The organism is Mycobacterium sp. 852002-51057_SCH5723018 (assembly GCF_001667035.1).
Classification (GTDB): Bacteria; Actinomycetota; Actinomycetes; order Mycobacteriales; family Mycobacteriaceae; genus Mycobacterium.
In genome coordinates, this window is record NZ_LZIR01000021.1 from 24,993 (window position 1) to 42,976 (window position 17,984).

Sequence of the window (17,984 nt, forward strand, 5' to 3'; positions counted from 1 at the left end):
GAGGCGGCCATGACCATCGCGACGATCGCACCCGGTGCCATCACCGAGCGACGCGACACCGGGGCGATCGAGGTGACGTTCTCGGGGCGGTTCGGTCTTGGCATCTACCGGTGGGCTTACCTGCCGTTCGAGGTGCCGCCGGGCGTGCGGCGAATCCGGGTCGCCGCGGTCCACGAGGACTTCGCCGCGGGATTTGCCCGAAACGTGTTGGATCTGGGCGTCTTTGGCCCCGCCGGCCACGACCCGGGCAACGCCGCGGGCTTCCGAGGCTGGTCGGGCGGCGCCCGAGACGGCTTCGTCATCTCCAGCAGCCATGCCACCCCGGGCTATCTGGCGGGCCCCATCGACCCGGGTTCCTGGGCCGTGGCCCTCGGCCCGGTGGTTCTGAGCCCGTGGGGGATGGCCTGGCGGGTGCGCGTCACCCTGGAACGCGGCGAGCCCGACCCCGAACCGGATCTGCCCGCCGCGCAGGCCGGCCCGGTGATCGCGCCGCCGGCCGCACCGATCGGGAGCCCGCGCTGGTTCCGCGGGGATCTGCATCTGCACACCGTGCACTCCGACGGCGAGCGCGATCCCGCCGAGCTGGTGTCGGCCGCGCGGGCCGCGGGGCTGGACTTCATCGTCTCCACCGAGCACAACACCAACTCCGCGAACCGGGTGTGGGCGGCCTGTCGCACCGGATCGCTGTTGGTGATTCCCGGCGAGGAGGTCACCACCCGGCACGGACACTGGCTCGCCGTCGGCCTGCCCCCGCACGCCTGGGTCGACTGGCGATACGGGCCGCGTGACGGGCTGTTCCCGCGCTTCGCCGCCGAGGTCCGCGAAGCCGGTGGCCTGGTGGTCGCCGCCCATCCCGCCGTGCCGCTGCCGGGATCGGCGTGGGAGTTCGGTTTCGCCCACGTCGAGGCGCTCGAGGTGTGGAATGGCCGGTGGAACGTCGACGACGAAGTCTCCCTTCGCATTTGGCAACGCATGCTGCGGCGCGGCAGGCGCATCGTGGCGGTCGGCGGCAGCGACTCGCACGGCGAACATCAGCCGGTCGGCGCGCCGCAGACGGCCGTGCACGCGCGTGAACTGTCCATGCCGGCGATCGTCGACGGGCTGCGCCGCGGTCGCTCCTACATCGTCCGATCACGCGAGGTCGCGTGCGAGCTGACCGCTACCTGCCCGGGCGGAAGCGGCGGTCCCGGGGAGGCATTGCCGGTGCGGCCCGGGGCGCCGGTGACGGTCACCGCCGTGATCGCCGGGGCCGCCGGCACAACCGCCGCCCTGATCACGGCGACGGGCTGCGCCGGGCGGACGGCGGTGAGTGCGGCGCGGGCCCGGTTGCGCTGGGAGCTCGACGCCGCGTCGGCGCGCTTTGTGCGGCTGGAGGTACGCGAGCGGGGAAGGCTCGGCGCGATGGTCGCGTTGACAAATCCCGTATGGCTAGCCTGAACCGGACCGGAGGGGAACGACATGCAAGCTTGGGACGCGATCTGTGCGCGGCGCAACGTCCGGCAATACACGGACGAGCCGGTGTCCGACGACGACCTGAACCGCATCGCCGAGGCGGGCTGGCGGGCCCCGTCGGCCAAGAACCGGCAGCCGTGGGACTTTGTCGTCGTCACCGACCGGACCCAGCTGCAGGAGTTGTCCACCGTCTGGCAGGGGGCGGGTCACATCGCGTCGGCCCCCGCCGCGATCGCGCTGGTTGTGCCGGTGCCACCCGACCAGCGCAGGCTGGTCACCGACACCTACGACATCGGCCAGGCCACGATGGCGATGATGATCGCGGCCGCCGACCGCGGGATCGGAACCGGCCATTCGTCGGTGGGAGACCAGGAGAAGGCACGCGCCATCCTGGGCGTGCCCGACGACCACCAGGTGGCGTTCCTGCTCGGCATCGGCTATCCCGCCGATCGCCCGCTCACCCCGGTCCGCAAGCCCGATCGGCGGCCCTTTCCCGAGGTCGTGCATCACGGGCGTTGGTGATCCACACCGCGAAAACCGTTCGGCGCCTGGCGCAGCCGTAAGCTCGTTGTCGTGCATGATCACCGGGGCGACTACGGCATCGACGGATCCTTCAAGACCGTCTCGGCGCGCGGACAGGCCATAGGCGTCGTCGCCCAAGCCGCCGCCCTGGCCGTGTGGGCGGCGATCAGCTGGGCGCGCGGCAGGCGGATGGCCGCCGCGCTGGGCGGCGCATCGGCCGCCGGGATGATCTCGATGATGACGTGGTACATCTACGCGACGCGCTCGGGCAAGTTCGTCGTGTGGGACCGGGTTCTCGATGACCTCCGCCTGCGGGGCGACGAAACGGTGCTGGATCTCGGGTGCGGACGCGGCGCGGTGTTGACGGCAGTGGCCAAGCGGCTGCCGCGCGGCCGGGCGATCGGCGTCGATCTGTGGCATGCCGACCAGACCGACAACTCGCAGGAGGCCACGCTGGCCAACGCGGCTCTGGAAAACGTCGCCGACCGCATCGAGGTCCGCACCGCCGACATGACCGCCCTGCCGCTGCCCGACGAGAGCGTGGACGTGGTCGTCAGCAGCCTGGCCATCCACAACATTCCGGCCCGCGCCGGCCGCCGCCAGGCCCTCGACGAAGCGGCTCGCGTGCTGCGCCCGGGCGGCCGGCTGGCCATCGCCGATCTCTGGGAGACCCGTCAGCACGCCGAGCGCCTGCGCGAACTCGGTTGGCGAAACGTCAAGCGCCGCAACCTCGGATGGCGCATGTGGTACGGCGGGCCGTGGATCTCCACGCGCCTGGTCACCGCCACGAAACCGGGGTGAGCGGCGCCGACGCTCGTGTATGCAATCTACCGGCTACAGGGCATGCTTGACCCATGAACAGAAACGAACTCACCGAGCAGATCGTGGTGTCGCGCCTGACCAAGAGGCTGACCTGGCAGGAGCTGGCCGACGCGATCGACAGGCCGGTGCTGTGGACCACGTCGGCACTGCTGGGCCAGCACCCGATACCCGCCGAACTAGGCAAGAGCCTGGTCGAAATGCTCGACCTCGACGAGTCAGCGGTGGCCGTGCTGGCAGCACCTCCCATGCGCGGCGGCCTGCCCACCGCCGTGCCGACCGACCCGACCATCTACCGCTTCTACGAAGCCCTGCAGGTGTACGGCGGCGCGATCAAGGAAATGATCCACGAGCAGTTCGGCGACGGCATCATGAGCGCGATCAACTTCAGCGTCGACCTGCACAAGAAACCGCACCCGTCCGGCGACCGCGTGGTGGTCACGTTCGACGGGAAATTCCTTCCCTACCAATGGGTTTCGGCTGACGATTGACCCATGCCGGTACGACCCAACAATCCACTCCGCCACCCCTTCCGGGTAGCCCGGGCCCCGAAGCCGCGATCCGAGGGACGCTTCTACCTGCCCAACGGCCGACGGCTGGGCTTCGCCGAATACGGCGATCCGGCCGGCGAGGTGGTGCTGTGGTTCCACGGCACCCCCGGCGGCCGGCGGCAGTTCCCGCTGCTCGGCCGGCGTGCCGCCGATAACCTCGGCCTGCGCGTCGTCGCGGTGGAGCGGCCCGGGACGCACCTGTCCGACCCGCACCGGTACGAGACGGTGGCGCAGTGGGCCACCGACATGGCCTGGGTGGCCGATGCGCTGGGCGCCGAACGGCTCGCGGTCATCGGCCTCTCGGGCGGCGGCCCTTACGCGCTGGCGTGCGGCGCGATGCCGCCGCTCGCCGGCCGGGTCGCCGCGGTGGGCGTACTGGGTGGGGTCGTCCCGACGGTGGGGCCCGAATCCTGCGCGATCGGCATCATCGACCTGGCCCGGCGCTTCGCCCCGGTGTGGTCGCGCCTGCGCTGGCCGTTGTCGGCGCTGGTGTCTTCTCTGGTACTGCCGATTCTGCCCTTTGGGCACTACGCCTATCTGGCCTACGCCGCTACCACGAAGGAGGGCGATCGGCGAGTCTTCGCCGACCCCGAGATGGAGCCGATGTTCCTCGACGACATCGTCCTCGTTTCCGGGGGGCGCTTTTGGGCCGTCGTCGACGACATCCGGCTGTTCGGGCGCGACTGGGGGTTCCGGTTGGCCGACGTGCAGGTGCCGGTGCGCTGGTGGCACGGCGACGCCGATCCCATCGTGCCCCTGGAAGCCGCCCAGTGCGCGGCGTCGCACCTGGCCAACGCCGAGCTGATCCTGCGGCCCCAAGAAAGCCATCTGGGCGGCTTCGCGGCCGCCGACGAGGTCCTCGGCTACGTCCGCCGGTTTCTCTGAGACGCCACCGCCGGGCGCGCCCGCCAGGGTGGAGTGACTGCACCCCGCGTACATGTCACACTTGCGACGAGGAGGCGAGCAACGCGGTGGCCAGGTCTTTTACCGGCCACCGCGTTCGTCGTTTCAGTTCATCAGCCCGCAGGCGGCCAGGTGACCTCAGAGCCCGAACTCGGCTTCGATCCCGTCGATTCCGGCGCGGATGGCCTTCAGCGCGTCGGCGCGGGCGCGCAGCTTGGTTGCGGCGTGGGCTTGCTGGTGCAGGCCGGCGAATTCGCGCGCGGCCTCCTCGGCGCGGCTGACCACCATCTCGGGCAACACGATCTCGTCGACAAAGCCGGCGGCGAGGGCGGTTTCACCGAAGAACGTCTTGGCCAGGCCGGCGGCTTGCTGGTACGCCGACCGGGTCAGCCGCAGCTTCATGATCTCCAGGGCCGCATACGGGATGGTCATGCCGATCGCGACCTCGTTGGCCTGAATGTTGTACGCGTGGGCCGCCACCCGGTGGTCGCCGGACGACAGCAAAAACGCGCCCATCGCGATGGCATGACCGGTGCAGGCCATCACCACCGGCTTGGGATAGGACAGCAGCCGATACGCCAGCTCGAAGCCGCCCCGGAGCATGTCGATCGCGGGCTGCGCCTCGCCCGAGGTCAGGATCTTCAGGTCGAACCCGCCGCTGAACACCCGCTCGTTGCCGGTGATCACCAGCGCTCCGACGTTGTCGCTGTCGGCCCGGTCGATCGCCTCGGTGAGGGCATGCTGCATCGTCGGGCCCAGCGCGTTGACTTTGCCGTCGTCCATCCGGATGACCGCGATGGAATCGTTGTGGCTGTAGAGGACCGGGCCACTCATGGGTTGCTCCTTCGATCTACGTCAGACGTGCTGGCCGCGGTGCTTGCCGAGATCGGCTTCGGCGTTGCCCCAGCGCACGCTGACGTCGGTGGGCGCGTCGAGCAGCCGGGTGCGCCACCGGTCCTGCGTTTCCTGGACGGCGCCGTTGATCCGTTCGATCTCCCTGCGGAACACGTCGGGGCGTGTTTCCTTGCTGGCGTAGTGGAAGTAGGTGAGCAGGCCGCGCAGTAGTTCCAGCTTCTGCTTTTCCCGCTTGGCCAGGTCGTGGGTGGTCATCAAATCGATGCGCTGGACCGGCGGCAGGGCATCCCAGTCCAGCACCACGTTGGTCTGCAGCTGAGCCCGCTCGCGCTGCCAGAACCGCCAACCGCGCGGCGTCTCGGGGCGGTCGTAGTAGATCAAGGACCCCGTGAAGCGGGACTCGATCCCGGTCCCGATTTCGGCGCGGTCGAGCGCCGAATCCCACACCATGCGCCATTCCTGACCGGGCGCAAGCACAGGCAACTCGCGAGGCAGCTGCAGTTCGACGACGTCGGCGTAGCCGTCGGCGGCATTTTCGTATTCGGCCACCGTCGGCGGATTCGGAAATGCGAACCGGACGTCATAGGCCGCGGTCTGTCCGAAATTCCTGACCACCAGCTCGATCACGTGCCAGTCGGCCGGATGCGGCTCCATGAACATCGCGACGTGGGGCCGTACCCGCTCGCCGGCCGCCCGCCGATTGAGCTTGAGCTGCCGGTTCGCGAGCAGCAGCGCCACGATACCCAGCAAAATCGCCGCCCAGGCCGCCCACGCCAACCAGGTGCTGGGCCCCACATTGGTGACTCCGTGCCAGCCGCTCTGGACCCACCCCATGGAATCCACCCTTCCGCTATATCACAGTGCTCTTTGGCCGGATATTTCGCTGGACCGATAGTAGAGGCGTTCGTCGCGCATTGCCGACCGCGTAATCGAGACGCACAAAATGGTCGCGAGTTGCGCCGGTGTCGCTTAACCGCCCATCAACATTCGCCACTGATCAAGATCGGCGGCCCGATACACGTAGTTGGAGCGCTTGACCTCCGATAGCGAGGCGCTCGGCTCGGCTGAATACCAGTGCCCCGGAAACACTGTCGGGTCCCCAGGAAGCGCGGCGAGCCGCTGCAGACTGCGGTACATCTCATCGGAATCGCCGCCGGGAAAGTCGGTGCGCCCGCAGCCGTCCAGGAACAACGTGTCGCCGGCGACCAGGCGGCCGTCGAGCAGAAAGCACTGGCTGCCCGGGGTGTGGCCCGGGGTGTGCAGCAGCTCGATCTCGATATCCCCGACGCTGACCTTGTCGTGGCTCTCGTGGGCGGTGAGGTCGCCGAGGCCGATCCCGGTGACTCGCGAAACCCAAAGGGCCTCATGGGTATTGACGTGCACCGGTACCGGTGCACGGTCCAGCAGCTCGGCCAGGCCCTTCAGCTCGAAGCCCATCATGGCCCCGCCCACGTGGTCGGGGTGGTGGTGGGTCACCAACACCCCGGACAGGCGCATGCCGTCGGCCTCGAGCGCGTCGAGCAGGTCGCCTGCGGCGTACGCGGGGTCGACCACCAGGCAGTCCCGGGTCTCACGGTCGCCGATCAGGTAGGCGAAGTTGCGCATCTGCGTCGCGATCATGTCGCCGGCGGCGAAATCGCGACCCGAGAGCAGTTGACGGAAGTACAGCCGGTCTTCTGACACGTGACCAGACTATTGACTCGTCAGGGCGACTTCGTATTCGGGCGCGCTTTGCCGGAAATGGGTCGTCATCGATCCGTTGGCGTTATCGGCAGTGGGTATTGTTGGCGCATGAAGAAGAAGGTCGAGATCGAAATCGACGACGAGTTGGTCCAAGAGGCGATACGTCGGTTCCATCTGGCTGACACGCGGGAGGCCGTCCATCTCGCGTTGCGGACCTTGCTCGGCGAGGCAGGCGCGGAGGATGCGCAGGGCGACGAGTACGACGAGTTCAGCGACCTCAGCGCGTGGCAACCCCACCGCGGTGGCGACGGCGAGTGATTGTTCGACCGCCGCAAAATCTTTCAATAGTTCATTCAAGCTCATTCAAGCTCTTGCCAGCTCTAGCCCGCTCGAGTCCCGAGTTGCTGGTTTGGTGACGTTGCGCGCCAGGCTGTACCCTTTTTTAGGCCCGCGGCACGACTGTCGCTTGGGTGAACGGCCCCCTTAGCTCAGTCGGTAGAGCGTTTCCATGGTAAGGAAAAGGTCAACGGTTCGATTCCGTTAGGGGGCTCGGCGGACGCCGAGCAGGCTGGCGGCGCGTAGCAGAGGCGATGTAGCTCAGTCGGTTAGAGCGAACGACTCATAATCGTTAGGTCGCCGGTTCGAGTCCGGCCATCGCTACAACACAACAACGTCTCGCGGCGATGAGACCGCGAGAAAGAACTGAGAGAGAAACGTCATGGCTTCCAGTACGGACGTGCGGCCAAAGATCACCTTGGCGTGCGAGGTGTGCAAGCACCGCAACTACATCACCAAGAAGAACCGGCGCAACGACCCCGACCGGCTGGAGCTGAAGAAGTTCTGCCCGAACTGCGGCAAGCACCAGGCGCACCGCGAGACCCGGTAGGCCGACCCGTCAACGTTGCTGAGATCGACCCAAGACGCGACCAGGTAGGTTCTAGACCCGTGCCGTTGACCAAAGACATCGTCGGGATGCACTATCGCTACCCCGACCATTACGAGGTGGAGCGGGAAAAGATCCGCGAGCACGCGGTGGCCGTGAAGAACGATGACGCCTCGTTCCTCGACGACGATGCGGCGGCCGAACTCGGCTACAAGGGGCTGCCGGCCCCGCTGACCTTCATCTGCGTGTTCGGGTACAAGGCGCAGTCGGCGTTCTTCAAGCACGCCAACATCGCGGTCAGCGACGCACAGATCGTCCAGGTCGACCAGGTGCTGAAATTCGTGAAGCCGATCGTGGCGGGGGACAGGCTCTACTGCGACGTCTGGGTGGACTCGATGCGCGAGGCGCACGGCACCCAGATCATCGTGACCAAGAACATCATTACCAACGAAGCTGGTGAGATTGTGCAGGAGACCTATACGACCCTGGCGGGCCGTGCCGGTGAGGATGGAGAAGAGGGATTTTCTAATGCCACTGCGTGAGTTCAGTTCGGTGAAGGTGGGTGACCAGCTTCCGGAGAAGATCTACCCCCTGACGCGCCAGGATCTGGTGAACTACGCGGGGGTTTCCGGTGACTTGAACCCGATCCACTGGGACGACGAGATCGCCAAGGTTGTCGGGCTGGACACCGCGATCGCCCACGGCATGCTGACCATGGGCATCGGGGGCGGCTACGTCACCTCGTGGGTCGGTGACCCGGGCGCGGTCACCGAGTACAACGTGCGGTTCACCGCCGTGGTGCCGGTGCCCAACGACGGCAAGGGCGCCGAGCTCGTCTTCAACGGCCGGGTGAAGTCGGTGGATCCGGAGAGCAAGTCGGTGACGATCGCGCTCACCGCCACCACCGGTGGCAAGAAGATCTTCGGCCGGGCCACCGCGTCGGCGAAATTGGCATAGTTCTATGGCCCTCAAGACCGATATCCGCGGGATGATCTGGCGGTACCCGGACTACTTCGAAGTGGGCCGTGAGCAGCTGCGTGCGTTCGCGCAGTCCATCAAGTGCGACCACCCGGCCTACTTCGACGAGGACGCTGCCGGCGAACTGGGATATGACGCGATAATCGCGCCGCTCACCTTTGCGAGCATTCTCGCGAAACTGGTCCAAATCGACTTCTTCCAGAATGTCGATGTCGGCATGGAGACCATGCAGATCGTCCAGGTCGACCAGAGGTTCCTGTTCTACAAGCCCGTGTTGGCCGGCGACAAGCTGTGGGCCCGGATGGACATCCACTCGGTGGACGAGCGCTTCGGCGCCGACATCGTCGTCACCAAGAACATTTGCCACAACGACCGCGGCGAGCTGGTGCTCGAGGCCTACACCACGCTGATGGGGCAGAAAGGCGAGGAGTCCGCCAGACTCAAGTGGGACAAGGATTCCGGACAGGTCGTCAGAACCGCGTAATTGGTATCTGGCACCTGCCCCGATGTACACTCGGACCTCGGGGTTTTCCCAGCCATCAGCGCGCTTTCCGTGAGTCGAACAATCGGGAGGCGCGCGTGTCATGTAAGCCCCGGCAGGTAAGCGCAGGTTGGCCTGCCAACCGCGAAGGGGCGTAGCTCAACTGGCAGAGCAGCGGTCTCCAAAACCGCAGGTTGCAGGTTCAAGTCCTGTCGCCCCTGCCGACGCGACGTCCGACGACGATGCAGGCCGGGACGGCCTGAGGAGGAGTCGGACAATCGTTGGACGTCCGACGACGATGCAGGCCGGGACGGCCTGAGGAGGAGTCGGACACTCGTTGTCCGTGCCATGGTGGACACTGGAAGAAAGTGCCCATCACCGTGGGGCGGCTCGCGGGACATTAGCAAACAAAGGAGCATGCGGTGAGCGACGAAGGCCCGGACATCGGTGCCGCCAACGACCCCGCACGCGACGGCGGCGACACCGAGGACGGCCGCGGCAGCGGTCGTACGGCCGTGGTGACCAAGCCTGTGACGCCGCAACGGCCCACCGGCAAGAGGTCGCGGCAACGGGTGGCCGATGCCGACGAGGTCGATGCCGAGTCGACGGACGAGGTTGAGGCCGCCGAGGAAGACAAGGCCAAGAGGCGCGCCTCGAAGGCTGACAAGGCCAAGAAAGCCAAGAAGCCGAAGAAAGCCGGGGACCGGCCGGCCAACCCGTTCGTATTCGTCTACAGCTACCTCAAGCAGGTCGTTGCGGAGATGCGGAAGGTGATCTGGCCGAACCGCAAGCAGATGCTCACCTATACCTCGGTGGTGCTGGCGTTTCTGGCCTTCATGGTGGCGCTGGTGGGCCTGGCGGACTTCGGCCTGACCAAGCTGGTGCTGCTGGTGTTCGGCTGAGCTTGAAAGTGACACCGCTTTTGAGAGTGACAGAGAGGACTCAAAACCGTGACTACCTTCGACGGTGACACGTCCGCGGGTGAAGCGGTCGACCTGAAAGAGGCTGCCGAGCCCACGGAGGCTCCAGAGACCGCAGAGGCCTCAGCGGCCCCAGCAGCCCCAGAGACCGCAGCGGCTCCAGAAACCCCGGAGAGCTCGGAGGGTACGGAGCCGGCCGAGGAGGTCGACCCTGCCGCCGCGCTGAAGGCCGACCTGCGCAGCAAGCCCGGCGACTGGTACGTCATCCACTCCTACGCCGGCTACGAGAACAAGGTCAAAGCCAACCTGGAAACCCGCGTGCAAAACCTTGACGTCGGCGACTACATCTTCCAGGTGGAGGTGCCCACCGAAGAGGTCACCGAGATCAAGAACGGCCAGCGCAAGCAGGTCAACCGCAAGGTGCTGCCCGGCTACATCCTGGTGCGCATGGATCTCACCGACGACTCGTGGGCGGCCGTGCGCAACACGCCCGGGGTGACCGGGTTCGTCGGCGCGACGTCGCGCCCGTCGGCCCTCTCGCTCGACGACGTGGTGAAGTTCCTGCTGCCGCGGGGCGCGACGAAGAAGGCCGCCAAGGGCGCGGCCAGCACCGCCGCGGTCGCCGAGGCGGGCGGGCTGGAACGCCCTGCCGTCGAGGTCGACTACGAGGTCGGCGAATCGGTGACGGTCATGGACGGGCCGTTTGCCACGTTGCCGGCCACCATCAGCGAGGTCAACGGCGAACAGCAGAAGCTCAAGGTGCTGGTGTCGATCTTCGGCCGCGAAACCCCCGTCGAACTCACCTTTAGCCAAGTCTCCAAGATTTAGCTCGGTGACGATGCGGGGCGCCTAGCGCCCCGACGAGGAACCGGCAATCCAACATCGCCCAGGAAGGAACACCGACAACATCATGGCCCCGAAGAAGAAAGTCGTTGGGCTGATCAAGCTGCAGATCCAGGCCGGGCAGGCAAACCCCGCCCCGCCGGTCGGGCCCGCGCTCGGCCAGCACGGCGTCAACATCATGGAGTTCTGCAAGGCGTACAACGCCGCCACGGAAAACCAGCGCGGTCAGGTCATCCCGGTGGAGATCACCGTCTACGAGGACCGCAGCTTCACCTTCGCGCTGAAGACCCCGCCCGCCGCCAAGCTGCTGTTGAAGGCCGCCGGCGTCGGCAAGGGCTCCCCCGAGCCGCACAAGACCAAGGTGGCCAAGGTCAGCTGGGATCAGGTTCGCGAGATCGCCGAGACCAAGAAGTCCGACCTCAACGCCAACGACATCGACGCCGCCGCCAAGATCATCGCCGGCACCGCCCGGTCGATGGGCATCACCGTCGAGTAACAATTCACTCAGCGTGGGAGGGCCAGCTTCGGCCCGACAAATACCGACAACCACGACCCAACACCAGATTGGATAGTCAATGAGCAAGAACAGCAAGGCATACCGCGCCGCCGCCGAGAAGGTGGACCGCAACAGCCTGTACAGCCCGCTGGAGGCGGCCAAGCTCGCCAAGGAAACGTCGTCGGCCAAGCAGGACGCGACCGTCGAGGTGGCGATCCGCCTCGGCGTCGACCCGCGCAAGGCGGACCAGATGGTGCGCGGCACGGTCAACCTGCCGCACGGCACCGGTAAGACGGCGCGGGTCGCGGTGTTCGCGGTCGGCGACAAGGCGGATGCCGCGGTCGCCGCGGGGGCTGATGTTGTCGGCAGCGACGACCTGATCGAGAAGATCCAGGGCGGATTTTTGGACTTCGACGCGGCGATCGCCACCCCCGACCAGATGGCCAAGGTGGGTCGCATCGCCCGCATCCTGGGTCCGCGCGGGCTGATGCCAAACCCCAAGACCGGCACCGTGACCCCCGATGTCGCCAAGGCCGTCGCCGACATCAAGGGCGGCAAGATCAACTTCCGCGTCGACAAGCAGGCCAACCTGCACTTCGTCATCGGCAAGGCGTCGTTCGACGAGAAGAGCCTGGCCGAGAACTACGGCGCCGCTATCGACGAGGTGCTGCGGGTCAAGCCGTCGTCGTCAAAGGGCCGTTACCTGAAGAAGATCACCGTGTCGACGACCACGGGTCCGGGCATTCCGGTGGACCCGGCGATCACCCGCAACTTCGCCGAGGCCTAACCTCCGGCGCGGTCCCGGCACGGTGCTGATGTGGCCGGTGTGACAGTCGCGCAGCGCTACCCGCCGCACTCCGCAATGCGCCGCCGCAAAAAGTCGCGGCCGGGCTCAGAACCGTTGGCCTCCAACGCCTTTCGGTACCAGCTGAGGGCTTCGGCGGGCCGTCCGGCGCGCCGCAGCAGATCGGCGCGGACCGTCTCGACCAAATTGGTGCGACTCAGCCGGGGATCGTGCGCCACGGCGTCCAGGGCGGCCAGGCCGGCGTCCGGCCCGTCGCGGAAACCGACCGCCAGCGCGCGGTTGGCGCGCACCACCGGGGAATCGGTCAGCCGCAGCAACCGGTCGTAGGCCGCGCAGATCGCGGACCAATCCGTCTGCTCCCAGGATGGCGCCGTCGCGTGCAACGCGGCGATCACCGCCTGCGGCAGGTACGGGCCCGGCGACCCCCGCGCCCGCCGCAACCGGTCCAGCCCGCGGGCGATGCGGCCGCGGTCCCACCGCCGGCGGTCCTGCTCCTCGAGCGGCACCAGCCCCCCGGCATCGTCCACCCGGGTCGCGCGCCGCGAATCGTGCAGCAGCATCAGCGCGGCCAGCGCGTGGGCCTCCGGCTCGTCTGGCATCAGCGCGCACAGCTCGCCGGCCAGCCGGACCCCTTCGTCGCACAGCTCGTCGCGAATCGCCGACGGGCCGGCCGTGGACCAATAGCCCTCGGTGAAGACCGAGTAGATGCAGCTGAGCACGTGCGGCGTGCGCTCGGGCAGCAGCTCGGCGGGCGGCACCCGCAGCGGGATGTTGGCGTGCCGAACCTTGTTCTTGGCGCGCGTAATTCGCTGCCCCACGGCCGCCTCGGTCTGCAGCAGCGCGCGGGCGATCTCGCCGACGGTCAACCCGGACACCAGCCGCAGGGTGAGCGCCAGCTGCGACTGCCGGTCGAGCGCCGGGTGCGCGCAGGTGAACATCATCCGCAGCTCGTCGTCGACGACCGGATGCGGGTCGGTGCGATCGGTGCGGGCTCGAATCTCGTCCACCACAGCCGCCAATTCCTTTCCCGGGCGCACCGATTCGCGGCGCAGCCGATCCCGGGCGCGGTTGCGTGCGACGGTCAGCAGCCAACCGCCGGGATGATCGGGCAGCCCGTCGCCGGGCCAGGTGCGAAGCGCCTCGGCGCAGGCCTCCTGGACGGCGTCCTCGGCGACGGTGAGGTCGCCGGACCACCGCGCGAGCGCGGCGACGGCCGGTCCCCACTCCCGCCGGAAGACGCCGTCCAGGTCGGCCATTCGCGGGGCTACAGTCCCGAGAGGCCAGCCAGCTGCCGCAGCTCCACGGCCGACGCGGGGATCATCGACGCGATCTTGACCGCCTCGTCGCGGTCGGCGGCGCCAAGCACGTAGAAGCCGTTGGCCACTTCGGCGCCTTCCGCGTACGGTCCGTCGGTGAGGAGGGCCTCGCCGTCGCGCACCCGCACCGTCGTCGCCGTGGACCGATCGTGCAGTGCGGACCCGCCGACAATGTGATTGCCTGCGGCAGCGGCGAATTCACCGTGCCGAGCCGCCACGGCCTCCCACTCCGGTGTGCCCGGCGTGTGTGCGGACGCGGGTGGTTCCAGCAGCAGCGCCAGCCAGTCGTTGCCGGTGGTCGTGCGGGACGGCTCGAGCGAGTGGACGGTCGGCCACACCTCCACGGCGCCGTGCTGGGCGACCGGGACGCCGCGGGCCAGGGCCAGCGCCTCATCGAGATTCTCGGCCTCGAACACGTAGTAGCCGCAGGCCACCTCGGCGGCCTCGGCGAACGGGCCGTCGGTGACCACCGGCGCGTCGGGGCCACCGGTGATGCGGACGGCCGTCGCCGCGGGCGACAAGGCATCGCCGGCGCGGATCGCCGACCCCGCCTTGGAGTGGAACTCTTCAAAGGCCGCCATGATGGCGCCGTATTCGTCGGGCGTGCGCTCTTGTTCCCTGCTGATCAACAAGGCGAAGTACTGCATTTGTCGTCACCTCCGATAGTGAGCGAAACCCTGTGTTCCACTCTCTACCTACTCGACGAACGACGCAGCGGCTAATCCGACAACGCGCCAAGAAAACTAAGCGGCGGCGCCCGGCTTGAGGTAGGTCACCAGCATGACGTCGAGCATCTCGTCGGTGAAGTAGTGCTCGCAGCCGCGCAGGTACTTCATGTAGCGGTCGTAGACCTCTTCCGAGGTGACCTCGATGGCCTTTTCCCGGTTGGACTCCAGCGCATCGCCCCAGATATGCAGCGTCTTGATGTAGTGCGGGCGCAGCGAAAGGGGTTCTGGCACTACGAAACCGGCCTTCTCGCCGTGCTCGACCATCATCTCGGTGGAGGGCAGCCGGCCACCCGGGAAGATCTCGGTGATGATGAACTTGATGAAGCGCGCGGTTTCGAAGCTCAGCTTCTTGCCGCGGGCGGCCATGTCGAACGGGTGATAGCCCACGCTGCTCTGAATCGTCATCCGGCCGTCGTCGGGCATGATGTCGAAACACCGCTTGAAGAAGTCGTCGTAGTTCTCGTGCCCGAAGTGCTCGAAGGCCTCGATCGACACGATCCGGTCGACGGGCTCGTTGAAGTCCTCCCAGCCGTGCAGCCGCACGTCACGTGAGCGGGTGGTGTCGAGCGCCCCCAGCACCTGCTCGCAACGGGCGTGCTGGTTCTTCGACAAGGTCAGCCCGATAACGTTGACGTCGAACCGCTCGACGGCGCGCCTCATCGTGGTGCCCCAGCCGCAGCCGATGTCCAGCAGCGTCATGCCGGGCTTGAGGCCCAGCGTGTCCAAGTGCAGGTCGATCTTGGCGTACTGCGCCCCTTCGAGCGTCAGATCCGGCGGCTCGAAGTACGCGCAGCTGTAGATTCTGCTCGGGTCCTGGAACAGGGCGAAGAAATCGTCGGAGACGTCGTAGTGCGCCTGAATGTCTTCGAAGCGCGTCCGCGTCTTCGTCGGGCTCGGTTGATCAGCCATTTTCTTCTTGTTCTCCTGGATGAATTCTGGGCGTAAGAACGATACCGAAGCTCACTTTTGCAAGGTGAATTGATTGCAGTCGATGTAACCCATCCGGAACGCCTTGGCCGAGCCGATCAGATACTTCATGTAGCGCTCGTAGACCTCTTCGGACTGGATCGCGACGGCCTCCTCCTTGCGGGCCTCCAGCGCGTCGGCCCAGAAATCCAGGGTCTTGGCGAAGTCCAGCTGCAGTGACTGGCGGCGGGTCACCGTGAAACCGACCTTTTCCGAGTGCTCCTCGACGGTTTCGATCATCGGTAGCCGGCCGCCGGGGAAGATCTCGGTCACGATGAACCGGATGAACTTGGCCATCTCCATCGTCAGGGGGATGCCCCGCTCCATGACCTGCTTGACGTGCAACCCCGTGATCGCGTGGAGCAGCATCACACCGTTGGCCGGCAGGGCTTCGTAGGTGAACTTGAAGAAATCGTCGTAGCGGTGAAAGCCGAAGTGCTCCAACGCCTCGATGACGACGATGCGGTCCACCGGTTCGCTGAACTCCGCCCAGTCGCGCAGCAGCACCCGGCGCGAGCGGTCGCTGTCCACCCCATCGAGGACCTGCTGGCAGTAGGCGTGCTGGTTCTTCGACAGCGTCAGCCCGACGACGTTGACGTCGTATTTCTCGACCGCGCGCTTCATCACCGACCCCCAGCCGCAGCCGACGTCGAGCAGGGTCATCCCCGGCTCCAGTCCCAGCTTGTCCAGGGTGAGGTCGATCTTGGCGACCTGCGCCTCGTGCAGGGTCATCCCGTCGCGCGGAAAGTACGCGCAGCTGTAGGTGCGGGTGGGGTCGACGAACAGGCCAAAGAACTCGTCCGACAGGTCGTAATGCGCCCTGACGTTGTCGGAGTTGGACCGCATACGCGTGGCGCCCACTAGATTTTCAGACATAGGTCCTCCCGACTACACAGACACCTTTAACCAGGTGAGCCGTCCCCGGCACCCTACACGCGGCGGGGCACATCCCTTGCATTTAAGATCGCACGCCCCCGGGTTTTTCCAGGGTGAACTGGTTGACGTCGATGTACCCGATCCGGAAGGCGCCGGCGCAGCCGGTCAGGTACTTCACGTAGCGCTCGTAGACCTCTTCGGACTGGATCGCGATGGCCTCGTCCTTGTGGGCCTGCAGCGCCGCCGCCCACAGGTCCAGGGTCCTGGCGTAATGCGGCTGCAACGACTGGCGACGGGTCAAGGTGAACCCCGCCCTCGCCGAGCGCTCCTGCACCATCTCGATCGACGGCAACCGCCCGCCCGGGAAGATCTCGGTGACGATGAACTTGATGAAGCGGGCCATCTCGAACGTCAGCGGTATGCCCCGCTCGACGCACTGCGGGCCCGTCAGCCCGGTGATCGTGTGCAGCAGCATCACGCCATCAGCGGGCAGGATGTTGTGGGCCATCTTGAAGAAGTCGTCGTAGCGATCGTGGCCGAAGTGCTCGAACGCGCCGATCGACACGATGCGGTCGACGGGCTCGTCGAACTGTTCCCAGCCGGCCAGCAGCACTCGCTTGCGGCGCGGGCCGCCCATCTCGTCGAACGACTTCTGCACGTGGGCGGCCTGGTTCTTCGACAGCGTCAGGCCGACGACGTCGACGTCGTATTTCTCGATGGCCCGCCGCATGGTGGCGCCCCAGCCGCAGCCGACGTCGAGCAGAGTCATACCGGGCTGCAACCCCAGCTTGCCCAGCGCCAGGTCGATCTTGGCGAGCTGCGCCTCTTCCAGCGTCATGTCGTCGCGCTCGAAGTAGGCGCAGCTGTAGGTCTGGGTGGGATCCAGAAACAGCCGGAAGAAGTCGTCGGACAGGTCGTAGTGCGCCTGCACATCGTCGAAATGCGGCGTCAGATTCTTGCCCACGGCGCTCTGTCCCTCCCTCCGGCCGTGCCGGCCCCCCGGTCAGCTCACTTGACGAGGGTGAATTGCGCGACGTTGATCAGGCCGCGCCGGAACCGGTCCGCGCACCCCGTCAGGTAGTGCATGAAGTTGTCATACACCTCTTCGGACTGGATGGCGATGGCGCGATCCCGATTCGCCGCCAAGTTGGCCGCCCAGGTGTCGAGCGTCTTCGCGTAGTGCGGCTGCAGCACCTGGGTGTCCTCGAGGGAGAACCCGGCGGCCTTGGCGTTGTCGACGATATCGGGCTCCGACGGCAGCTCGCCGCCCGGGAATATCGACTCGCGCAGGAACTTCAGGAAGCGCAGGTCGCTCATCGTCAGCGCGATGCCCTGCGCGTGCAGCCACCGTCGGTCGTAGGTGAACAGGCTGTGCAACAGCATCCGGCCGCCGCCGGGAAGCATGTCGTATGAGCGTTCGAAGAACGCGCCGTACCGCTCCTTGTGGAAGGCGTCGAACGCCTCGAAGGAGACGATCCGGTCCACCTTCTCGTCGAATTCTTCCCAGCCCTGCAGCCGCGCCTCGGCGCGCCGCTTCGTCGGGATCGCGGCCAGCCTCGCCTTGCTGCGCTCGCAATGGTTGTGGGACAGGGTGATTCCGATGACGTTGACGTCGTACTTCTCCACCGCGCGGACCAGCGCCCCGCCCCAGCCGCACCCGACGTCGAGCACGGTCATCCCCGGCTCGAGGTTCAGCTTGTCCAGCGCCAGGTCCAATTTGGCGAGTTGCGCCTCTTCGAGGGTCATGTCGTCACGCTCGAAGTAGGCGCAGGTATAGACCCAGGTCGGGTCAAGGAACAGACCGAAAAACTCGTCCGAAATGTCGTACGCCGCTTGCGAGTCTTCGTAGTAAGGTCTCAGCTCGGCCATTATTAGACACCCTCCTAACGCCAACCGTACAACCTTTG

The 17,984-nt window shown here is 66.7% G+C and carries 23 protein-coding genes and 3 tRNA genes; 17 read left to right on the plus strand and 9 right to left on the minus strand.

Annotation, left to right across the window (positions count from 1 at the left end; all coding sequences use genetic code 11):
* The first annotated feature begins 9 nt into the window (after positions 1-9).
* From A5764_RS05020 to A5764_RS05040, 5 genes are read left to right on the plus strand one after another with little or no spacing between them, the layout of a single operon-like run.
* Positions 10-1,437, plus strand: a complete 1,428-nt coding sequence (locus A5764_RS05020; protein WP_067109523.1) for a CehA/McbA family metallohydrolase — start codon at positions 10-12, stop codon at positions 1,435-1,437.
* Between the two features lie 21 nt (positions 1,438-1,458).
* Positions 1,459-1,974: a nitroreductase family protein gene (locus A5764_RS05025; RefSeq protein ID WP_067109526.1), complete on the plus strand. Its 516-nt coding sequence runs from the start codon at positions 1,459-1,461 to the stop codon at positions 1,972-1,974.
* Positions 1,975-2,025: 51 nt separating this feature from the next.
* Entirely contained in the window at positions 2,026-2,775 is a 750-nt protein-coding gene (locus A5764_RS05030; protein ID WP_067109528.1) for a class I SAM-dependent methyltransferase, read from the plus strand.
* Positions 2,776-2,828: 53 nt separating this feature from the next.
* On the plus strand, positions 2,829-3,284 hold the full coding sequence (gene cynS, locus A5764_RS05035; RefSeq protein ID WP_067109533.1) for a cyanase: 456 nt from the start codon (positions 2,829-2,831) through the stop codon (positions 3,282-3,284).
* 3 nt (positions 3,285-3,287) lie between these two features.
* Entirely contained in the window at positions 3,288-4,229 is a 942-nt protein-coding gene (locus tag A5764_RS05040) for an alpha/beta fold hydrolase (RefSeq protein WP_067109536.1), read from the plus strand.
* A 156-nt stretch (positions 4,230-4,385) separates the two neighbouring features.
* Here the strand turns inward: A5764_RS05040 and A5764_RS05045 are convergent, their stop codons facing one another.
* From A5764_RS05045 to A5764_RS05055, 3 genes are all read right to left on the minus strand, one after another.
* Complete coding sequence (locus A5764_RS05045; protein ID WP_067109539.1) at positions 4,386-5,081, minus strand: crotonase/enoyl-CoA hydratase family protein; 696 nt, start codon at positions 5,079-5,081, stop codon at positions 4,386-4,388.
* 21 nt (positions 5,082-5,102) lie between these two features.
* Entirely contained in the window at positions 5,103-5,936 is an 834-nt protein-coding gene (locus tag A5764_RS05050) for a hypothetical protein (RefSeq protein ID WP_067109542.1), read from the minus strand.
* Positions 5,937-6,071: 135 nt separating this feature from the next.
* A complete protein-coding gene (locus A5764_RS05055) occupies positions 6,072-6,785 on the minus strand; it encodes an MBL fold metallo-hydrolase (protein ID WP_067109545.1) in 714 nt (237 codons plus the stop codon).
* A gap of 108 nt (positions 6,786-6,893) precedes the next feature.
* Between A5764_RS05055 and A5764_RS05060 the strand changes: the two genes are divergently transcribed.
* From A5764_RS05060 to rplA, 12 genes are all read left to right on the plus strand, one after another.
* The gene (locus A5764_RS05060) at positions 6,894-7,103 is read left to right on the plus strand and encodes a type II toxin-antitoxin system VapB family antitoxin (protein ID WP_067109547.1); all 210 of its coding nucleotides are present in this window, start codon (positions 6,894-6,896) and stop codon (positions 7,101-7,103) included.
* Positions 7,104-7,262: 159 nt separating this feature from the next.
* A tRNA-Thr gene (locus A5764_RS05065) sits at positions 7,263-7,335 on the plus strand.
* A 36-nt stretch (positions 7,336-7,371) separates the two neighbouring features.
* Positions 7,372-7,445: transfer RNA gene (locus A5764_RS05070), tRNA-Met, on the plus strand.
* A 58-nt stretch (positions 7,446-7,503) separates the two neighbouring features.
* Complete coding sequence (gene rpmG / locus A5764_RS05075; RefSeq protein ID WP_003898538.1) at positions 7,504-7,671, plus strand: 50S ribosomal protein L33; 168 nt, start codon at positions 7,504-7,506, stop codon at positions 7,669-7,671.
* A 59-nt stretch (positions 7,672-7,730) separates the two neighbouring features.
* The gene (hadA, locus tag A5764_RS05080; protein WP_067109549.1) at positions 7,731-8,210 is read left to right on the plus strand and encodes a (3R)-hydroxyacyl-ACP dehydratase subunit HadA; all 480 of its coding nucleotides are present in this window, start codon (positions 7,731-7,733) and stop codon (positions 8,208-8,210) included.
* A complete protein-coding gene (hadB, locus tag A5764_RS05085; protein WP_067109551.1) occupies positions 8,197-8,625 on the plus strand; it encodes a (3R)-hydroxyacyl-ACP dehydratase subunit HadB in 429 nt (142 codons plus the stop codon). The genes hadA and hadB overlap by 14 nt, the downstream gene beginning before the upstream one ends.
* Positions 8,626-8,629: 4 nt before the next feature.
* Positions 8,630-9,130: a (3R)-hydroxyacyl-ACP dehydratase subunit HadC gene (hadC, locus tag A5764_RS05090; protein WP_067109554.1), complete on the plus strand. Its 501-nt coding sequence runs from the start codon at positions 8,630-8,632 to the stop codon at positions 9,128-9,130.
* 145 nt (positions 9,131-9,275) lie between these two features.
* Positions 9,276-9,348: transfer RNA gene (locus A5764_RS05095), tRNA-Trp, on the plus strand.
* A 201-nt stretch (positions 9,349-9,549) separates the two neighbouring features.
* Complete coding sequence (gene secE, locus A5764_RS05100) at positions 9,550-10,029, plus strand: preprotein translocase subunit SecE (protein WP_067109556.1); 480 nt, start codon at positions 9,550-9,552, stop codon at positions 10,027-10,029.
* 48 nt (positions 10,030-10,077) lie between these two features.
* The gene (gene nusG / locus A5764_RS05105) at positions 10,078-10,875 is read left to right on the plus strand and encodes a transcription termination/antitermination protein NusG (protein WP_067109557.1); all 798 of its coding nucleotides are present in this window, start codon (positions 10,078-10,080) and stop codon (positions 10,873-10,875) included.
* A gap of 82 nt (positions 10,876-10,957) precedes the next feature.
* A complete protein-coding gene (rplK, locus tag A5764_RS05110; protein WP_067109559.1) occupies positions 10,958-11,386 on the plus strand; it encodes a 50S ribosomal protein L11 in 429 nt (142 codons plus the stop codon).
* Positions 11,387-11,465: 79 nt separating this feature from the next.
* Entirely contained in the window at positions 11,466-12,173 is a 708-nt protein-coding gene (rplA, locus tag A5764_RS05115) for a 50S ribosomal protein L1 (RefSeq protein WP_067109562.1), read from the plus strand.
* 56 nt (positions 12,174-12,229) lie between these two features.
* Here rplA and A5764_RS05120 read toward each other — a convergent pair whose 3' ends face one another.
* The 6 genes from A5764_RS05120 to mmaA1 all read right to left on the minus strand — a co-directional run bounded on the left by A5764_RS05120 (position 12,230) and on the right by mmaA1 (position 17,946).
* The gene (locus tag A5764_RS05120; protein ID WP_067109565.1) at positions 12,230-13,447 is read right to left on the minus strand and encodes an RNA polymerase sigma factor; all 1,218 of its coding nucleotides are present in this window, start codon (positions 13,445-13,447) and stop codon (positions 12,230-12,232) included.
* 8 nt (positions 13,448-13,455) lie between these two features.
* Positions 13,456-14,154, minus strand: coding sequence for a YciI family protein (locus tag A5764_RS05125; protein WP_067109567.1), 699 nt, complete (start codon positions 14,152-14,154; stop codon positions 13,456-13,458).
* A gap of 96 nt (positions 14,155-14,250) precedes the next feature.
* Complete coding sequence (mmaA4, locus tag A5764_RS05130) at positions 14,251-15,144, minus strand: hydroxymycolate synthase MmaA4 (protein WP_067109569.1); 894 nt, start codon at positions 15,142-15,144, stop codon at positions 14,251-14,253.
* Positions 15,145-15,195: 51 nt separating this feature from the next.
* A complete protein-coding gene (gene mmaA3, locus A5764_RS05135) occupies positions 15,196-16,077 on the minus strand; it encodes a methoxy mycolic acid synthase MmaA3 (RefSeq protein WP_067109571.1) in 882 nt (293 codons plus the stop codon).
* 82 nt (positions 16,078-16,159) lie between these two features.
* Positions 16,160-17,041: a cyclopropane mycolic acid synthase MmaA2 gene (mmaA2, locus tag A5764_RS05140; protein WP_067109573.1), complete on the minus strand. Its 882-nt coding sequence runs from the start codon at positions 17,039-17,041 to the stop codon at positions 16,160-16,162.
* Positions 17,042-17,085: 44 nt separating this feature from the next.
* The gene (mmaA1, locus tag A5764_RS05145) at positions 17,086-17,946 is read right to left on the minus strand and encodes a mycolic acid methyltransferase MmaA1 (protein ID WP_067109575.1); all 861 of its coding nucleotides are present in this window, start codon (positions 17,944-17,946) and stop codon (positions 17,086-17,088) included.
* Positions 17,947-17,984 lie beyond the last annotated feature (38 nt).